Source organism: Propionicimonas paludicola (assembly GCF_002563675.1).
In the GTDB taxonomy this organism is placed as follows: domain Bacteria; phylum Actinomycetota; class Actinomycetes; order Propionibacteriales; family Propionibacteriaceae; genus Propionicimonas; species Propionicimonas paludicola.
This window is the reverse complement of record NZ_PDJC01000001.1, coordinates 558,721-576,769: the sequence shown is the minus strand read 5'-3', so window position 1 is coordinate 576,769 and position 18,049 is coordinate 558,721. Positions and strand designations below refer to the sequence as shown.

The 18,049-nt window shown below is 66.6% G+C and carries 11 protein-coding genes and 1 tRNA gene; 6 read left to right on the top strand and 6 right to left on the bottom strand.

Annotated elements, in window-relative coordinates:
- Positions 1 to 43 precede the first annotated feature (43 nt).
- From ATK74_RS02620 to ATK74_RS02605, 4 genes are all read left to right on the top strand, one after another.
- On the top strand, positions 44 to 490 hold the full coding sequence (locus ATK74_RS02620; protein ID WP_245840629.1) for a ribonuclease H family protein: 447 nt from the start codon (positions 44 to 46) through the stop codon (positions 488 to 490).
- 56 nt (positions 491 to 546) lie between these two features.
- Entirely contained in the window at positions 547 to 1,377 is an 831-nt protein-coding gene (locus ATK74_RS02615; RefSeq protein ID WP_098459583.1) for a serine hydrolase, read from the top strand.
- Positions 1,365 to 2,474, top strand: a complete 1,110-nt coding sequence (locus ATK74_RS02610) for a dipeptide epimerase (protein WP_098459582.1) — start codon at positions 1,365 to 1,367, stop codon at positions 2,472 to 2,474. Before ATK74_RS02615 ends, ATK74_RS02610 begins: the two co-directional genes overlap by 13 nt.
- 155 nt (positions 2,475 to 2,629) lie before the next feature.
- A complete protein-coding gene (locus ATK74_RS02605) occupies positions 2,630 to 3,256 on the top strand; it encodes a TetR/AcrR family transcriptional regulator (protein WP_098459581.1) in 627 nt (208 codons plus the stop codon).
- A 2-nt stretch (positions 3,257 to 3,258) separates the two neighbouring features.
- Here ATK74_RS02605 and ATK74_RS02600 read toward each other — a convergent pair.
- From ATK74_RS02600 to ATK74_RS02590, 3 genes are all read right to left on the bottom strand, one after another.
- Positions 3,259 to 3,331 (bottom strand) — tRNA-Arg (locus tag ATK74_RS02600).
- Between the two features lie 69 nt (positions 3,332 to 3,400).
- On the bottom strand, positions 3,401 to 4,771 hold the full coding sequence (locus tag ATK74_RS02595; RefSeq protein ID WP_098459580.1) for a glycoside-pentoside-hexuronide (GPH):cation symporter: 1,371 nt from the start codon (positions 4,769 to 4,771) through the stop codon (positions 3,401 to 3,403).
- A complete protein-coding gene (locus tag ATK74_RS02590) occupies positions 4,768 to 6,051 on the bottom strand; it encodes a glycoside hydrolase family 1 protein (RefSeq protein WP_098459579.1) in 1,284 nt (427 codons plus the stop codon). Before ATK74_RS02590 ends, ATK74_RS02595 begins: the two co-directional genes overlap by 4 nt.
- Before the next feature lie 443 nt (positions 6,052 to 6,494).
- Between ATK74_RS02590 and ATK74_RS02585 the strand changes: the two genes are divergently transcribed.
- The gene (locus ATK74_RS02585; protein WP_098459578.1) at positions 6,495 to 6,743 is read left to right on the top strand and encodes a hypothetical protein; all 249 of its coding nucleotides are present in this window, start codon (positions 6,495 to 6,497) and stop codon (positions 6,741 to 6,743) included.
- A gap of 159 nt (positions 6,744 to 6,902) precedes the next feature.
- Positions 6,903 to 8,396 carry an amino acid permease gene (locus tag ATK74_RS02580; protein WP_098459577.1) on the top strand — a complete coding sequence of 498 codons (1,494 nt, stop codon included), beginning with the start codon at positions 6,903 to 6,905 and terminating at the stop codon, positions 8,394 to 8,396.
- A gap of 83 nt (positions 8,397 to 8,479) precedes the next feature.
- On the opposite strand, the gene ATK74_RS02575 is transcribed toward ATK74_RS02580, so the two are convergent.
- The 3 genes from ATK74_RS02575 to ATK74_RS02565 all read right to left on the bottom strand — a co-directional run bounded on the left by ATK74_RS02575 (position 8,480) and on the right by ATK74_RS02565 (position 17,710).
- Entirely contained in the window at positions 8,480 to 10,435 is a 1,956-nt protein-coding gene (locus ATK74_RS02575; RefSeq protein WP_098459576.1) for a helix-turn-helix transcriptional regulator, read from the bottom strand.
- 451 nt (positions 10,436 to 10,886) lie between these two features.
- A complete protein-coding gene (locus ATK74_RS02570) occupies positions 10,887 to 15,011 on the bottom strand; it encodes a glycoside hydrolase family 3 N-terminal domain-containing protein (protein ID WP_169923700.1) in 4,125 nt (1,374 codons plus the stop codon).
- A 329-nt stretch (positions 15,012 to 15,340) separates the two neighbouring features.
- Entirely contained in the window at positions 15,341 to 17,710 is a 2,370-nt protein-coding gene (locus tag ATK74_RS02565) for a beta strand repeat-containing protein (RefSeq protein ID WP_245840983.1), read from the bottom strand.
- Positions 17,711 to 18,049: the final 339 nt, after the last annotated feature.

The window sequence follows — 18,049 nt, the reverse complement described above, 5'->3', positions numbered from 1 at the left end:
GGCGTGCGCGTCCGGCGACTCCGGCTGGCTACGATCGGGGATCGTGTCTGAGCAGCGCGTGATAGTGGCCACCGACGGTTCCTGCCTCGGTAATCCGGGGCCCGGCGGTTGGGCCTGGGCCTGCCCGGACGGACGTCAGGACTCCGGCGGCCACGCGGTGACCACCAACAACCTGATGGAACTGCGTGCGGTCTACGAGGTGCTCGGCGCCCACTCGGCCAGCACTCCCCTGCTGATCCAGGCCGACAGCCAGTACGTGATCAACATCTTCACGCGCTGGATCCGCGGCTGGGTGGCCCGCGGCTGGCTGACCGCCGATCGCAAACCGGTGGCCAACCGAGAGGCCATCGAGCTGATCGCTGACCGGCTGGCCGGGCGCGATGTCGTGTGGGAGCACGTCAAAGGCCACTCCGGGCATCCCCTCAACGAGCTGGTCGACAGCCTGGCCCGAGCCCAGGCCACCGCACTCCGGGACGCCGCCGCCGGTTGAGCCGAGCGTCATGACCCCGGACCGACGGCCGGGTTCGGTCGCGGTAACGTGAGCCGGTGCAATCCGCGTCCCTCGATCTCCTCGACGCCTGGGAGAAGCCGCTGTCGGGGCTGAGCGGACCAGTGAGCCTGCACCTGCGCTCAGCCGGCCAGGTGGTCGCCGAGCGCCGACCCGATCACCGACACTATGCGGCCAGCACCATGAAGCTGACCGTGCTGGGGGCGCTGCTGCAGTCCCGATCTCGCTCCGGCTTTGCGCGGCAGCTCGTGGTCACCGATCAGTTCACCTCCGCCGTAGGTGGTGGGTTCACGCTGCTCCAGGCTGACGACCAGGACGACCTGACCTGGGCCCGACTGGGCGAGCCGGTCGAGGTCGACCAGCTGGCCGAGCGGATGATCGTGCTCTCCTCCAACCTGGCCACCGATCTGCTGCTCACCGAGCTCGGGTTCGAGCCGATCACCCGCTTCCTGGCCGGTGCGGGGCTGAGTGAAGCGGTGGTCGTCCGACGGTTGATCGGTGACTCCAGCGCCGAGGCGTCCGGCATCTCCAACACGGTCACTGCGGCCGGCCTGGCCCGGCTGGTGGCGGGTCTGACCGACGGCTCGCTGCTGGGCGAGGACGACACTCGTTTCGCGACCCGACTGCTGGCCGGGCAGACCCACCAGGAGATGATCCCGGCCGGGCTGCCGGTCGGAACCTGGAGCGCCAGCAAGGGCGGCTGGGTGGACGGAGTCAATCACGACGTCGCCCTTGTCCGTCCGGAGTCAGCCCCCGACTACGTGTTAGCCATCTGCACGAGCACCGGACTCAGCCATGATGCGGGCTGTGCGCTGGTCGCCGAACTGAGCCGCATCACCTGGGAGCACTGGAACAGATGGCACAGCTAGTCGAGGTGGCGATCGCCACGTTGACCCGTCCGCTGCACACCGAGTTCGTCACCGCCCTGCGCCGGACCGGCTTCGTCTACAGCATGGCCGTCCGGCTGACCGACGCCGACGGCGTGGTCGGCTACGGCGAGGCGCCACAGATCTGGCGGGTCACTGGCGAGTCGCTGGCCAGCATCGAAGCCTGCGTGCTCGGCCCCCTGGCCGAGGCGCTACTCGGCCTCGAAGTGGACGACGCCGCCACCGTGGCCGCTGCGCTGGACCAGGCAGTGGCCGGCAACACCGGAGCCCGCGCAGCCTGTGAGATCGCCGCCCATGACCTGGCGGCCCGCCGGCGGGGGCTGTCGTTGGCCGCCAGCCTCGGGGCGGTCGCCACCGAAGTGACCACCGACGTCACCATGGCCGCCGCCACCGCCCCCGATGCGGTGGACGAGGCCCCGGCCGGCTTCACCGAGGTGAAGGTGAAGGTCGGCCTGGATCCCGATGACGTCGACCGGGTGATCCGGATCCACCAGAACTCACCGGTGCCGTTGTCGATCCGGGTCGACGCGAACCAGGCCTGGGACGTCGCCACGGCCGGTCGGGCCGTCGAGAGCTGGCTGGCCGCCGGAGTCGACCTCGGCTTCCTGGAGCAGCCGCTGCCCGCCTGGGACCTCGCCGGGCTGGCCGAGCTGCGCCGCCGGATCCCCACCCCGATCGTTGTCGACGAGTCGGTTTTCTCGATCCACGACCTGCGCCGGACGATCGACGCCGAGGCGGCCGACATCGTCAACATCAAGCTGGCCAAGTGTGGCGGCCTACGCCCGGGACTGGCCATCTCCGATCTCGCGAAAGCCTCAGGGCTAGGGGTGATGGTCGGGTCGATGATGGAGTCCGAGCTGGGCGTGAGCGCGGCGGCCGCACTTGCCGCGGTGATCGCCCCGGCCGGAACCCATGATCTGGACGCCGCCTGGTGGTCGATCGATCCGGCCACCGACCCCGGCACCCCCTATCGCGGCGCGCAGCTCCAGGTGGCCGCCAGCGTCGGCCTGAGCTCGGCCGTGGAACGGGTCAGCGACAACCTGGGCGAATGGACGGCCCGGCGCCACTGTGCGTCGTAACCGAATCGTCGTTCTCGGAGGCGGGACGGCTCCGCCGCAACAGGTGATGAATTGCTTAGGATCATTTCCGTGTTGCACCACGGCGAAACAAGACCGGCTTCGGCCGCGTCCCTGACGGTATCCCCGTCCACAGGATTGCCGATTCGGATCGTCCGGTGAGGCCCCCGGCCGGCCCCGACCAGCGCAAGGTTCGCGGCGAGCTGCGCCGCGACCGCATCCTGCAGGTAGCCACTGTGCACTTCGGGCGACGCGGCTACGGCGGTGCCCGATTGGTCGACATCGCCGCCGAGGCCGGAGTCACCGACGCCGGGTTGCTCCATCACTTCCCCACCAAGAAGGCCCTCTTCGAGGCCGTGGTGGCTCGCCGGGACAGCACCTACGCAGGCATGTGGGATCCGGCGAATGTGACCGCCCGTCAGATGTTCGACGCCTACATCGAGGCGGTGCGGATCGCCGCGGCCGACCGCGATCTGACGCGATTCCGCGGCACTCTCTCGGCAGCTGCACAGCTTGAGGGGCACCCCGCCGAGGGGTACTTGGCCGGCAAGCTCGAGCAGGCCCTGGCCGGGCTGGTGCCCTTCCTCGAAGCCTGCCGCGATCGCGGTGAACTGCGCGCAGATCTGGACCCCACCCAAGTCGTCCTGGAGGTCTTGGCAATGAACAGCGGCCTGCGGGAACTGTGGCTGCAGCTGCCCGAGAAGGTGGACTACCCGACCGCGCTCGCGACTGCCGTCAACGGCATCTACGAGCGGATCCGGGCCACCGACGCCGCCGAAGACTGACGCGCCCCCGCCAGGACTCGAACCTGGGACCGACAGATTAGAAGGCTGCTGCTCTATCCGCTGAGCTACGGGGGCCGAACTGACGCGACCAAGATGGTATCTCGCCTGGGCGCCCGGCTGGTTCACCGCCGAGCGCGGACCGACCTAGAGGAGCTGTCCGCGCTCTCGAAGGTCCGCAACGATTCGGGCGTAGAAGGCCTCGTCAATCCGGTACTTGCGGCGGTAGATCAGGTAGCTGATCACGATCAGCACGGCCGGCAGCAACAGCATCCCGGCCTTGATCGTGAACAGGCCGGCCGCTGAGGTGTCGGCCGGGCGGTCCGGGATCACCCCGGCGAGCACGATGGCCACCGCGACGATCTGGGTCGACAGCGCGGCCCCCACCTTGTTGATGAAGGGCTGCAGCGCGAAGGTGACCGCGGTGTTGCGCCGACCGAGCTTCCAGTGCCCGTACTCGATGGTGTCGGTCAGGAAGACGAGCATCAGCAAGGTGATGAAGGCATCCCCCACGAAGATCAACAGCCCGGCCACGGCGATGAAGGCGATGTTGACCGGGCTGAAGAAGAAGATCAGGTAGCCGAGCAGGATCAGCGCGATCGAGAGGCTGTACAGCCGGGCCCGGGAGAACCGGCGGCTGAGCAGCGGGAAGATCCCGTAGCCGAGCAGTTGGCTGGCCACCAGCACTGCCCCGAACGGGGAGTACATGGCCTCGTCGCCATACACATACTTGAAGTAGTAGGTGCCGAAGGTGGTGGTGGTCAGGTAGCCGGTCATGAACAGCACCATGGCGATCGCCGTCCACAGCAACTGGTCGTTGCCGAAGACGGCCCGGACCAGGTCACGGACGCTGGTCCGCTCCTGCTCGACGGCCAGCTTCGGCTCTTTCACGCCGACCAGGGTGACCAGCTGGCCGAGCAGCATGATCACCACCACGCCCACGGCGAAGATCGTCCAGGCCGGCACCTCGCCGACCACCGGGGCGAGCGCCTTGGTGACCGGAATCACGGCCACCACGACCACGAACAACCCGACGGTTGCGAAGATCTTGGCGATGGCGCCGAAGCTCTCCCGCTTCTTCTGATCGACGCTCAGCGCCGGCAGCAGCGCCCAGTAGGGAATGTCGTTGGCGGTCCAGGACAGGCTCCAGGCGAGGTAGACCAGTGCGAAGCCGACCACGAAGGCCACTCCGTGAGTGCCGAAGTCGGTGAACATGAGCACGGTGAAGATCGCGGAAGCCACCACTCCGATGGCGATCCACGGCTTGTACTGGCCCCAGCGGGTCCGGGTGTTGTCGACGATCGCCCCCATCACGATGTCGGCGACGGCGTCGAACAGCCGAGCCACCAGGATCAGTGAGCTCGCCCACAGGAACTCCTGCGTGGACGGCTTGAGCACGTCGCTGAGGAAGAACACCAAGTACATGCTGACCAGGGTGTAAACCATGTCCCGGCCGACCGTGCCGATCCCGAACGTCCACTTGTTGCGCCGTTCGGTAGAGCTGAGCGGTTCACTCATCGGGCTCCCCTGTTGGTCGGGTAGGTCTGGCCGGCCACCCAGCGGGCATAGGCGTCCTCGGTGACCCCGCGGTGGCTGATGATGTCGGCGAAGAAGCGTCCGGAGTCCTTCACCGTGCGCTGCTGACTGGGGTAGTCGGTGTGGACGATGCCGAACCGGGCGGCCTCTCCCTCGACCCACTCCCAGTTGTCGGTGAAGCACCAGTGGTAGTAGCGCTGAATCGGCAGGTCACTGGCGGCAATCTGGGCCAGGTGCTCGTACAGGTAGCGGGAGCGGAAGGCGTCGGTGTTGTCGCAGGTGCCGTTCTCGGTGATGTAGATCGGCGCCGGGTACGCCTCATGGACCCAGCGGCAGACCTCGATCAGACCAGCCGGGTAGATCTCCCAGCCCAGGTCGTTCACGTCGACATCGGCGGCCACCCCGTCCCCGATCGAGCGGACGGTGCTGCGGGTGTAGTAGTTCACTCCCTGAAAGTCGTAGTAGCGGCCCGGACGCACGCCGCGCGGCTGCCGGAAGGGCAGGCGGAACTGCCCGGTGTTCATGGCGTGCAGCTGGGCCCGCTGGAACAGGTGGTCGGTGAGCCGGGCCGAGAGCCGATGCCACGGATTGCGTGGATTGGCCGGGGCGAACACCCGCAGGTGGGAGGCCGAGCCGACCCGTGCCTCGGGCTGCAGCTGGTGGATCAGCTGGTAGGCCCGAATGTGGGCCTGGGCCAAGGCTGCCATCACCGACAGCGTCCGTCCCAGCGAGCGCTGACCCGGCGGCCAGTCACCGAACAGGTAGCTGTTGGTCGCGTACACATTGGGCTCGTTGATCGGGATCCACTCCCTCACCCAGGGCGCCAGTTCGGTGACCAGCTTGGCGACCAGCCGATCGAATCGCTCCAGGGTGGTGGGGTTCAGCCAACCGCCGGCCTCCTCCAGCCAGCCCGGCAGGTTGAAGTGGTGCATGGTCACCAGCGGACGCACTCCGGCTGCGACCAGCCCGGCAACCTCATCGCGATAGTGGGCGATCGCCGCCTCATCCCAGACGTCCGCGCGGGGTTCGACCCGCGCCCACTCGACTCCCATCCGATAGTGCCGGATCCCCAGCTCGGCCAACAGTGCGGTGTCCTCGGTGACGCGCTGCCAATGCCCGGACGCCCGGGCCGGCGACGAGCCGTCGCTGATGCGCCCGGCCGCGGCCCAGCGGTGCCAGTTGGTGTCGACGTGGCCGCCCTCGATCTGGGTGGCCGCCGTGGCCACGCCGAGCTCGCAGCCGGCCAGCTCGAAAGCTCTCATATCGCCGCCTATCTTGCGGATTCACCGCGACGCTATCGCAGCGGCCCACTGGTTCGGCAGAGCGCGCCGCACCAATCTGCGACACATCTGGCGGAGGCGGCGCACTGGATTTGCATTCATTGCAGTAATGGGACTAACGTGTTCGACGCACGTCACCCACACGAAAGGAGGTCGGCCAGATGGAGTTGAAGATCAACAGAGGTTGGACGGGCAACCCCGCAACCGCAGTCGCCGACCTCATCGGCGTGACCGCTGGCAGCGCCAAGCAGCGCTGAATCTGGCCCCAACTAGGGGCAATAGCGGTAGCCATGTGAGGCTCAGCGTCTCCGCGCGACCAATCCACGTTACCTCGACCTGACCACGTCGTCACATTTGGTCGTCGTTTCTGCACGCATTTTTCAATGCGCTCTGCCATGCCCGAAAACAAGCCTAAAGGCACAATCATGTCCATTCTCAGCGACTCCACCCATCCGCCTCTATTCCCCGCACGGCGCCAGGCCGTGTACCTCATCGGACGCCTCGGCGCAGCCCTGTGTGACTGGGCCCAGCGCACTGCCGCCGCACATGAGTTCCGGCTGACCACCGAGCGAGAGCGGGCCGTCCGGGCCCTGGAACTGCGCCGGGAGTTGGCCGAGGCCGACTTCCAGCGGGCCATGGTGCTCTCGTACCTGCGGGCCAGTCACCTCAGGTGAGCTGCGGATGTTACGAAGCGACCACCCGCGGTAACGAGGTCGTTAACGACCTCGGACCCGGCTTCTGCCCTGGTCAGGCGGGTCTAGCGTCCAAGAATCGGCGTCGATACATCGGCGCCGATTCTGCATATTCGGGCCAGGTGAAGGAGAGGAACACACATGAGTACGGTCACCGACAGCGACTCTGACACAGTCGCGGTATCCGGGGTCACCTATCAGCGCGCGGAGGCCGACTACTTCGAGAAGCGGAAGCTGAAGCGAACCGCCGGATTCTGGGGACTGTGGGGCATGGGCGTGGCCGCGGTCATCTCCGGCGACTTCTCCGGCTGGAACACCGGTATCGCCAGCGCCGGATGGGGCGGCTTCGTCCTGGCCGGCCTGATCGTGGTGGCCATGTACGTCCTGATGATCGAGTCGATCTCGGAGATGGCTTCGGCCATGCCGCACACCGGCGGCGCCTACTCCTTCGCCCGGGCCGCCATGGGGCCATGGGGCGGCTTCATCACCGGGCTGGCCGAGACCATCGAGTACGTGATGACCGCCGCCGTGGTGATCTACTACTCAGCCGGCTATGCCGACTCGATCATGAAGACCCTGACCGGCTTCAGTCTGGCTGAGGCTGGCCTGGTCTGGGTCTGGTGGGCAGTCCTCTTTGCCGTCTTCGTAGCGCTCAATGCCACCGGCGCGCAGATCTCCTTCCGGTTCGCCGTCGTGGTCTCCTTCATCTCCATCGGCATCCTGGTGCTCTTCGGCGTCATGGCCGCTTTCTCCGGGCAGCTCAACCTCGGCTCGTTGTTCGACATCGCACCGATTGACGGAAACTCCGCCTTCCTGCCCTTCGGCTGGACCCCCGTGCTGTTCGCCATGCCGTTCGCCATGTGGCTGTTCCTGGGCATCGAAGAGCTTCCGCTGGCCGCCGAGGAGGCGCACAACCCCGAGCGCGACATCCCTCGCGCCGGACGTGGTGGCCTGCTCACCTTGATCCTGACCGGGGCGATCGTGGTCGTGCTCAACCCGGGCGTGCTCGGCTCGTCGGCCATCGGCGCGTCCACCGAACCGCTGCTGGACGGCTTCCGCGCCATGGTCGGCGAGCAGGCCGCTGCCGTGCTGTCGGCCTTCGCCCTGATCGGCCTGCTGGCCAGCGTCCAGGGCATCATGTACGCCTACGGCCGCAACATGTACTCGCTGTCCCGGGCCGGCTATTACCCGAAGGCACTCTCCCTGACCGGCAAGCGCCAGACTCCGTACCTGGCCCTCATCGTCGGCGCCGTGATCGGCTTCCTGTCTCTGTTCGTCGTGCGGTACGGCAGCACAGAGGCCGGTTCGGTGGTGCTGAACATCGCGGTCTGGGGTGCGGTGCTCTCCTACCTACTTCAGATGACCTCATTCGTCATCCTGCGGTTCAAGGCACCCAACGCCAGCCGTCCGCATCTGAGCCCGTTCGGCATCCCGGGCGCCGTGATCGCCGGCCTGTTGGCGTTGGCCATCTTCATCGGTGTGCTGGCCAACCCGGCCTACACGATCGCCATCTACACCGTGGTGGTGCTGTACGTCCTGGCACTGGCCTACTTCGCCATCCACGGACGGCACGTCCTCGTCCTGTCCCCCGAAGAGGAGTACGCACTCAACGGCGGCCTGAACACCGACGACTGAACAACGCAGTGGGGCCGACCGAAGCCGGTCGGCCCCACTGTCGCGTCCGATGGGCAAGTCCCGACATCAGCGCGACGGTCAACTCACATCTGCAGCAGGCCGGCGTTGCGCGCGCTGCGGACCAGCTCGGTTCGGCTGGCCGCCCCGAACTTCTTGCGCAGGTTGACCACCTGGGTGCGCACGGTGTTGGGCGACACATGCAGGCTGGCCGCAATGTCCGGAACCGCGTCCGCGCTGGCCAGCAGCGGTAGCAGGAGCTTCTCGCGGCGAGTCAGCCGCACCGGAGGAGCTGCGGAGGACGACAGCGGAGAGACTGCCCGGAGCCGCTCCAGCAGAACCGACTCGACCGGCGACATCACCGCGGACTGCGCCCGGGAGAGGTAGGTGGCGATCATCCGGGAGCGCAGTTCCACCGGCAGCAGCGCGACCGGCAACAGCGAGTGTCGCTTCAGGCAGATCGCGATCACCTCCTGAACGGCGTCCGCTCGAATGGACTCACCGGCAGCCGGATCCAGCAGTTGGGCACCGACCCGGATCGCCCGCAGCGCCAACCGATCCCCCAGCCAGGTGCCGGCATCGAAGATGCCTTCATCGGCCACCCGCCGCGCCGCGTCGTGGTCACCGGCCCAGATCAGGCAGCGGGCCTCGGCCAGTGCCCGCCACTCCGGCGAGAGCTCTCGGGCCGCCGAACGGGCGGTGGCGGTCGCTCCGAGTCGCTCCAGCAGGGTCACCCGCGCCCGCTGCAGCAGACTCCGACCCAGCGGCTCGAGCTGCTCCACCGATCCCATCGAGTGCTGGGCTCGAGCGTCGTCGAGTTCAGCCAGGGCCCACTCCGGATCGCCCCACAGAGCCGCCTGGAGCGACTCAGCGAACAGCACCACCGGCCACAGGGTGGCACCGGTAGGCATGGTCCGCAGCTGCGCCATGGCCCGCTCGGCGGCCTCTTGATCGAGAGTCCGAATCGCGCGCAGCGCCTCTGCCAACACGGCGGCGCGGGAGTCCGCAGCGGAAAGGCCACGGGGCAACTCGTGATGCAGGTCGGCCCGGTCCCGTCCCGGCTGCGCCGCGACGTCCCGCCCACCGGCCAGTTCCCGGGCCAGGGCGGCGACACCGTCGGCGATGGCCGCCGAGATCTCCGGATCGAGCATCGCCGAACGCTCGGCCTCGATCACAGCGCGCTCAAGGTCGCCGCGGGCCAATGAGATCTGCGCCGATGAGGCCCGGAAGATCGCTTCGGCACGGCCACTGAAGCCGGTCGCCTCCGCCCGGCGGCGCTCCAGGAAGAGCGCAGCCTCCTTCTGCCCATCCCAGGCCAACTCCAAGGCACTGGTGGGATCAATGCCGGGCACCTCGCGCTGCGAGTTCATCCAGAGCGACGCGCTGAGCAGCATGGCGTCCAACCCGTCGGCCTCGCGCCAGCGCGCATGCAGGAGCGTCGCGTCGGCGAGCTGATCCCGCTGACGCTGGCGCTCACCCGCACTGCCACCCAGCGCCTGAGCGCGGGCTCTGGCCCAGGCGATCGTCAGCAATGGACCCTTCCGTCGCGCTTCCGGCGGCAACCCGGACAACAGCCTGATCACCTCGGGGTCTCGCCAGCTCCCGGCCGGCAGTAGCTGGCCGAGCCACAACTCGCTGAGCTCCGCCCACGCACGAAGTCCGATCGCCCAGGCCACCGCATCGGCCGCAAAACTCGGCTCGGGGTGAGCAACCCAGCAGTTCAGAAGCAGGCGGTAGGCCTGGCGGGACGTCGGGTCCAGCTCCTGGCCGGCGCGAACCGTCGGCACCACTTCAAGCTCATTGCCGCCCCGCGGGACAGCGATTCCGCTGCCCAGAGCCCAGGCCCGGTACTCCGGCCAGCCGAGCGGCGGGAGCTGATCCCCCATGGCCGATCGAATCAGCCGGAAGGTGGCCGGTGTGACACTGCGCCAGGCCGCGGTCACGGCCGACAATGCGGTGCCGGTCAACTGGTCGGAAAGACTCTGCCCGATGCTCGCGTCCGCACGCTCCGAGGCGACGATCAGGACCTGTTCCGCTTCCATGTTCGGACTCCCTTTCCTCGTCTTCCCGCAACCCGGCTGTGTGCGTCGCGTACGCGGCGCTGCTGGAGTTCAGATCCTCGGGACGGCCGCACGTACGCCTCTGCACCCACCGATAAGGGGTAGCCAGCCCAGGGAAGGCCGAAACGCACTGCACTGTGCCCCGGAACCCGCATCGCTCATCGATGGCCACCCGCTCCGCCCACATCCCGGTGAGGTGACCAGACTCTCAGACGTCCAGAACTCTAGGATCCGGCTGTGAGTAGGCCAATAACTCACCTTCATGACCTGTGCCCCAGTCGGGGCTAAAAACGGGGCTAATCCAGTCATCATCCCCCACCCAATTGGCCGTGAGCCGGGGCGTCCTGGACCGGCCCGAGCGAAACGCGAAAGTGGGGGGCGGAACCTGTCCGCCCCCCACGATCACAGTGAGGTCAGTCTGACCTTATTACGACTACTTCACCTTCGCGGAGGCCTTGGTGGCGCTCCAAGCGGAGTAGTAGTTGACACCGGCGACGGTCTTGTAGGACCGCACCTGCACCTCGTAGACCTTGCCCTTCTTCAGCTTCTTGATGGTCACGTTGGACTTCGAAGCCGAGACCGACACTGTCTTCCAGGTCGAGGTGCCCTTCACCCGGTACTGGACCTGGTACTTGGACACGCTCTGCGAGGCCGAGACCTTCTTGTAGGAGACCTTCACGCTGCCCTTGCCCGCCTTGGCGCTGGACACGCTGGTCTTCTTCGGGACGATGTTGAACTCGAGCACCTTGGTGCCGGAGTAGTCGCCCTTACCCACAATGGTGATCGAGCCCTTGCCGATCTCAGTGTTGGCACCGGCCGTGCTGGTGGCGAAATCGACACCCTCATAGAGCCGCTTGCCGTCGATCGTCACGCTGAACCCGGAGGTGATCGGCGAGCCGGTGTAGGCCTTGTCCACAACGGTGAACTTGGCGTTGGCCGCATCCAGGGCAGTGCGTCCGCCGGTGGACGGGGCGCTGAAGATCGCGTCCAGAACCTTGGCGGTTGCAGCCTGAATCTGCTCGACGGTCGAAGCCGGATCGGCCGCCACCTTCTTGGCGTCGTCCAGCGCGGCCTGAAGGGCCTTGAAGGACTCGGCGTTGAAGGTGGTCGGATCGATGGCCTCCGCCTTGGTGATGACGCCCTTGAGCCCGGCCACGGCTGCGGCACGCGCAGACGGGGTATCGATCAGGACGAGCTTGTCCTGAGCCGCGGCAACCGCGTCACCCAGGAGGCCCAGAGCCTTGTCCAGCTCCTTCTGATCGGTCGAGTCAAGAGCAGCCTTGGCGTCCGCAATGGCCGACGGCAGTCCACTGGCCTCGGCTGATTCCGGGGTAGAGGACTTCACCAGCGCCTCGGCAGCCGCGATGGCAGCCTTCAGAGCGCTGTTGTCGGCAGCCAGAGCGCCATCCTTGACGATGGTGACCTCTGCGGCGCCGGAGACCTTGACGCCGTCCACGTCACCGACAGCGGTGACTCGGACCTTGCCCTCCTTGGTTGCAGTGAGCACACCCTCAGCGGTGATGGTCGCACCGGCGCTGTTCTCATCCATGCCCGCGATCAGGTAGGTGATCGAGGTTGCCTGAGCGCTCTCCGGCACCAGGGCCAGCTTCGCGTTCATCGGAATCGAGGCAGCGTTATGCAGCTCAACCGTCTGATCGGCCATGTTGATGATCGGAGCCGGCGACGAGGCCGGACCGTTCACCACGACGGCGAAGTCGTCGGTCTTGCTGGAGCCCAGCGCGGTGACCTTGCCGGTGATGGTGGCGACACCCTCACCCTTGGCCGAGACCACACCGTTCTTGTCGACTGCGGCAACCGACGGGTTGGAGCTGGAGTACTCCACCTTCACACTGCGGCTGTCGAGATCGAGGAACGACTGGTCGTTGCGGGTCGCCGACAGGTTGGAGTGGATGACAGTGTCCGGAGCAGCGGTGTTGAGCACCGTGCCGTCGTTCACTGCAGCCACCACGTCCAGGTACGGCGTCGGGTCAGCGGTCAGGTTGAAGGCCTTGGTCGGACCGGAGTTCGCCTGAGGACCAACCTGCAGCTTCCAGGCGCCCTTGTCCCAGACCTTCTTGTTGGCGTCGGCATCCCAGAACCACAGCTCCTTGACCGGAACCTTGATGGTCACGGTCTTGGTCTCCATGGAACCCAGGGAAACCTTGGTGAAGCCCTTGAGCTGACGCTTCGGCCGGTCGTAACCGTCCGCGTTCGGAGAAGAGACGTACAGCTCGACAACTTCCTTACCGGGCACGGTCGAGGAGTTCGTCACGTCCACCTGGGCGGTGATGGTGTCATCGCCGGTGTAGGAGGACTTGTCGATGTTCAGGTCGGAGTAGCTGAACTTCGAGTAGGACAGGCCAAACCCGAAGTTGTAGGAGACGTCACCGTTGAAGTACTCGTAGGTGCGGCCCTTGATGCTCGTGTCCGTCTTGCTGGGCGTGATTCGGTAATCCCAAATCGTGCCGAGCTGCTTCGCGTTGGTGTACCAGGTGAAGGGCAGCTTGCCGGACGGGTTGACCTTGCCGAAGAGGATCTCACCGGCGGTGATGCCCTGCGACTGGCCGTTGTAGTTCGACCAGACGATCGAGGGCACCGACTTGTTAGTGCGGAATGCCTCGATATTCATCTGACCGACGGACTGGATCCACGAGATGGTACGCGGGTTCAGGGCGGCGATCTTGCTCGTCATGACGTCCTGGAAACGCGGCATATCAATGTTGGTCCGGTCCATCTCCTCTGCGGATTCGGCCGTGTTGGTGCCGGTCACGACGATGACTGCGTCAGCCGCCTTGATCGTCGCCTCCTGGTCGGTCGTCAGGTTGTACGCCCACGGATGTCCCTCGGTGCCGGCCGTGCCGTAGTCACCCAGGGTGCCCGGGTTGTACACGAAGTACAGATCGTGCACGCCACCGGTCGCGGCTGCAGCCAGTGCGCTGTCAGCAACGGTGCCACAGGTGGACGCCGCGCCCTCAGCCGGGATGCTCGCCACCTTGGTGCCGGTCATCGAGTCCAGGAAGACGTCGAAGACGCCACCCTTGGGTGCGGTGGCGGCATTGCCGGACTGGGTCACACAGACGGAGTCGACAGTGCTGGGCAGATCGGTACGGACCTGGATGTAGCCACCCCAGACCGAGCTGGCCCGCATGTAGTCGTTGTAGCCCCAGTTGATGCCCATCCAGCCTTCCCACTTGATGAACTGGCCGGGGGCCGGGTTCGCCTGGGTGTTGGTCGGGTAGCCATCCTGAGTGTCGGACGCCTTGATGGTCTGCACCACGGTGCCGGCGCTCTTGAAGGTGACGTTCTGCACGCCCGGCTTGCCGGACGAGCCCGCCGGGGTCACGCCGTCGCCGATGTAGGTGACGGTGGCGGCCGGGTTGACGTCCTTGGCCACCTGGGTGATGCCGTCGATGATCTTTCGGCTATCGACGGGAGAGTATCCCGAGTAGCCGCCGGCATTGAAGGCATTGCCGATGTAGCCGACCACGGCGATGTTCTTGACATCGCTGCCCAGCGGCAAGCCGCGGTGGGTGGTGCTGGTGACCAGGTCGTTCTTCAGCAGAATCGGGGCCTCTTCAGAGGTCTGCAGTGCTGCCTGCTGGTTCTCCGGGGTCGCGAACTTCGCGGCCTTGCTGTAGTCGGCGCCCTTGAACGGCACCTGGCTAGCCGGGTCGAACTCTCCCAGCTTGAACCGGCCGGTGAGCAGCGAGGTCAGCTCGGAGTCCAGGTCAGCGTCGCTGACCAGGCCCGCGTTGTACGCGCCCTGCAGGTAGTCGCGGTAGCTGAAGCCCTGGCAGTCGATGTCAGAGCCGGCCTTCAGCGACCAGGCGGTGGCCTCCTGCGGGGTCACGTTGTGATCCCAGCCCTCCGGGACCCACTTGTGCCGCTGGAACTCATCCTTGATGGCCGAGCAGTCGGTGGTGACGAAGCCCTTGAAGCCCCAGGTCCGCTTGGCCAGCGTCTCGATGTACTCCTTCGAGGCAGACATCGGCACGCCGTTGACCCGGTTGTAGGCGGTCATCACCGAGTAGGCGCCGACCTCGGGGCTCAGCGCGTGAGCGAAGGCCGGGGTGTAGTACTCGCGCAGTTCGCGCTGGGTGATCTCGGAGTCGCCGCTGCGACGGTTGGACTCGGAGTTGTTGGCCATGAAGTGCTTGGGGGTCGAGATGACCTTCAGGTACTTCGGATCGTTGCCCTGCAGCCCCTTGATGAACTGCTCGCCGATCTGGCCGACCAGGTACGGATCCTCGCTGTAGGACTCGTCGGCGCGGCCCCAGCGGGGGTCACGGTAGATGTTCAGAGTCGGCGACCAGTAGGTCAGGCCCTTGTTCTGGGTGTTGTTCAGAACCCGCGCCTCGTCGCTGATGACAGTGCCGAGCTTGGAGACCAGGCCGCGGTTCCACGTGGACGCGATGCCGGTGGCCGAGGGGAACATGGTGGTTCCCGAGGCCATGACGCCGTGCAGAGCCTCGCTCCAGTAGTTGTAGGACGGCAGGCCCAGCCGGGTGATGGCCGGGGCGGTGTCGCGCAGCTGGTTGATCTTTTCGGCGACCGTCATCTGGGAAACCAGAGCAGCGGCGCGCTCTTCGAACGAAAGCGACGTGTTCATCCACGTCGGAGTGTCAGCCGCCTGTGCTGTTTGCACAAGCGGAGTGCCCGTGAAGGTCAGGCCCGCGGCCACCAAAGCGATGACCAGTGCCCTTCCTGACTTAGGGCGCAGAGTGAATTTTGGCAAACTCATTTCTCCAGCTTCCTTGTAGGGATGTTGTCCGTCCACCGGGTCTGACGACCCGGCCCAGCCCTGGCGCTACTTCTTCTTTGAGTGTTCGGCCAGGGCTCCGCACCGGGCCATCGGAAAGGACGGGCCGGGCCGGTGCGGAAGACCTGCTATTTGACGGTGACGGTGTACTTCTTGGACTTGCCACCGGCCTTGATGGTGATGCTCGCCTTGCCCTTCTTCTTGGCCGTCAGCGCACCCGCCGCGTCCACAGTCACCACCGACTTGCTGGACGAGGAGTAGGTCACCTTGGCGCTGGGGGCCGAGGTCGGTGAGTACTTGCCGGTCACGTAGGCGCGGGCGCCGACCTTCATCGTCTTGGGGACGCTTCCGGAAACCGACTTGACCTTGGTCTTGGACTTCTTCGCCAGCACCGTGATGCTGATCGAGGTGCTCTTGCCGCCGGAGGTCGCGGTGACCGTGGCCTTTCCGGCGTTGATCCCCTTGATCGAACCCGAGCTCGACACGGTGGCCACTGCGGCGTTGGATACCGACCAGGTCACCGCCACCGACTGGCCGTTGGCCAAGTAGCCATAGGCCGAAATCGCGACGCTCGACCCCTTCACCAGGGTGAGGGTGGTCTGGCCGGCCCTGATGTCGACCACCGGCACCGGGGCGACGGTCAGCGAGACCTTCGCCGTGGCGGTCCGACCGTTGAAGTTCGCGGTGATGGTGGACTGGTAGTTGCCCACGGCCAGTCCGGCCGCCGGAGTCACCTTCACCTTGACCGAACCACCGGGCTGAATGGCTGCCGAGCTGGTGGCCACCGCGAACGCCGAGCTCGAGGAGGTCACGCTGGACAGCGTTGCCGGGGCCGAGCCGGTGTTGGTGATCGTCAGATCCTGGCCGACCGGGGTGTAGGCACCCACGGTGACGTTCGGGAACGACGGTGCCGTCAAGGCCAACTCCGGAACTCCGTTGACCGTGAAGGAGAGCGGAGTGGTGAGGGTTCCCGCGGCAGAGGTGAGGGTCAGCGTTGCCTCATGGACGCCGGCAGCGAGTCCGGTCACCGGGGTCACCGTGATCGAGGAGTTGCTGCCACCGGCCGGCACGCTGACCGTTGCCGGCTTGTCCACGGTGAAGGCACCGCTCGGGCTCACCGAAGCTCCGGTGATCGTGGCGGCCGTGCCGCCGGTGTTCTGAATGGTCACTGCCTGCGCAGCCTGAGCGGAGTAACCCCAGGTGGCCGGCTCGAAGGTGACACCAGAAAGGGAGAGCTTGGCCGGGTCCGGAGCGGGTACGTAGGCGGTCGCGTCCGCGCCCGTGCTCTGCGTGACTGCCCGATAGGTGGTGGTGTTGCCACCGGCCGTCACGGCGATCGAGTAGGTCTTCGGATAGGGCAGGTACAGGTACAGCGCCGCGTCACTGGGGTGGTTCGACGACACCGCGAACGGAGTCGCGACGCCGCCCTCCGGGGTCACCACCACCTGCGAGACCGAGGCGGCGTTGTTCACCTTCACCTGGGCCAACATCGCGGGGCCGTTCTTGGGATCCGGCTTGAGGTCCGAGGCCAGGCGGGGCGACAGTTTGACCGAGCCGCCGGTGATGATGAGCGTTCCGGGAGCACCATTCGAGCCCTGGTCCTCGGCGCCGCCGCCACCACCACGGCCACCGCCGATGGCAGCCGAGTAGCGCAGTTCGGACTCGCCGGTGACGGTGCTTCCCGCGGAGGTCGCGGTGACCGTGCCGCCGGAGATCGTCACGTTGCCGCCGGCGCCGCCCGGGGAGTCCTTCAGATAGCCGTTGGCGGCATCCTTGCCGATCCCGCCGCCGATGCCGGCGCCAGCCTTGCCGGTGGCGTTGACCACACCGCCGCTGATGTTCACGGTGCAGCCCGAGCCGAAGCGTCCGCCGCCGATGGCTGCGCCCGTGCCGGAGTCGCTGCCGATCAGAGCATTGATGGTGCCGCCACTGATGGTGAGGGTGCCACAGCTCGCACCGGCAAGACCGGTGATGGTGATCGGCTTCACAGCTGGCTCGGTGAGCACGGCGTTGCCGTCGCCCCCGATGGCCGCCGCATTGCCGGTGCCGGTCACGTCGATACGCCCGGTCAGGCCGGCAGCGGCCAGCTCGGCCCCCGCACCCACCGGAATGCCCAGCCCGGGACGAGTGTCGGAGCCAGCCAGGCCGCTGGTGCCCACCAGGGTGAACTTCGCGAATGCGCCTGCGGCAAGCTGGATCGCGGCGCTGTCGGCGCCGGCGTGAGCGGTCACCGCCTGCAGGGTGATCTGTCGGGGGGCGCTCGAAGTGCCGCCGGAGATGGTGATCGTCCGGCCGATGGGTGCGGTACCGGTCAAGGTCACGTCACCGCTGATCGTCAGATCATCGGTGGCGGTCGGTCCGGACACGCTGAAAGCCCCGCCGCTGGACGAGGCGAGTGAGGTCAGGTCGACTGTCGAAAGGTCGATGGAGCCGGCGGCCTGGGCCGGCACTGCAGTGACCACTCCTCCGGCCAGAGCCAGCGCGGTGATACCCGCCACCAGGCTCAAGCGTGTTGATCTTCTGCGAAGACTAGCCATCACTACGACGTTCCTCCTTGAACCCCAGGCCACTGAGCGCTCCAAATGGCCGTATTTGTGGTGATCCAAACCATATTCATCGGGGGTACGACCGCCAATCGCCCAGCTTCATGATCTCTGCGTGAAACGGGATGAAAAACGCGATGAAACTCCAAGCCAGAGAGCTTCATTGACGGGCACGGCGGCCTGCCTTTCGGGCCCTGGACGCCCTCACACGGACCCGGCGGAGAGGCTGGGAGTGGCGCCATCAGGGGCGTTTGTTGTCATGCCCGACTAATGGCTGAGCGGTGACGAGCACAG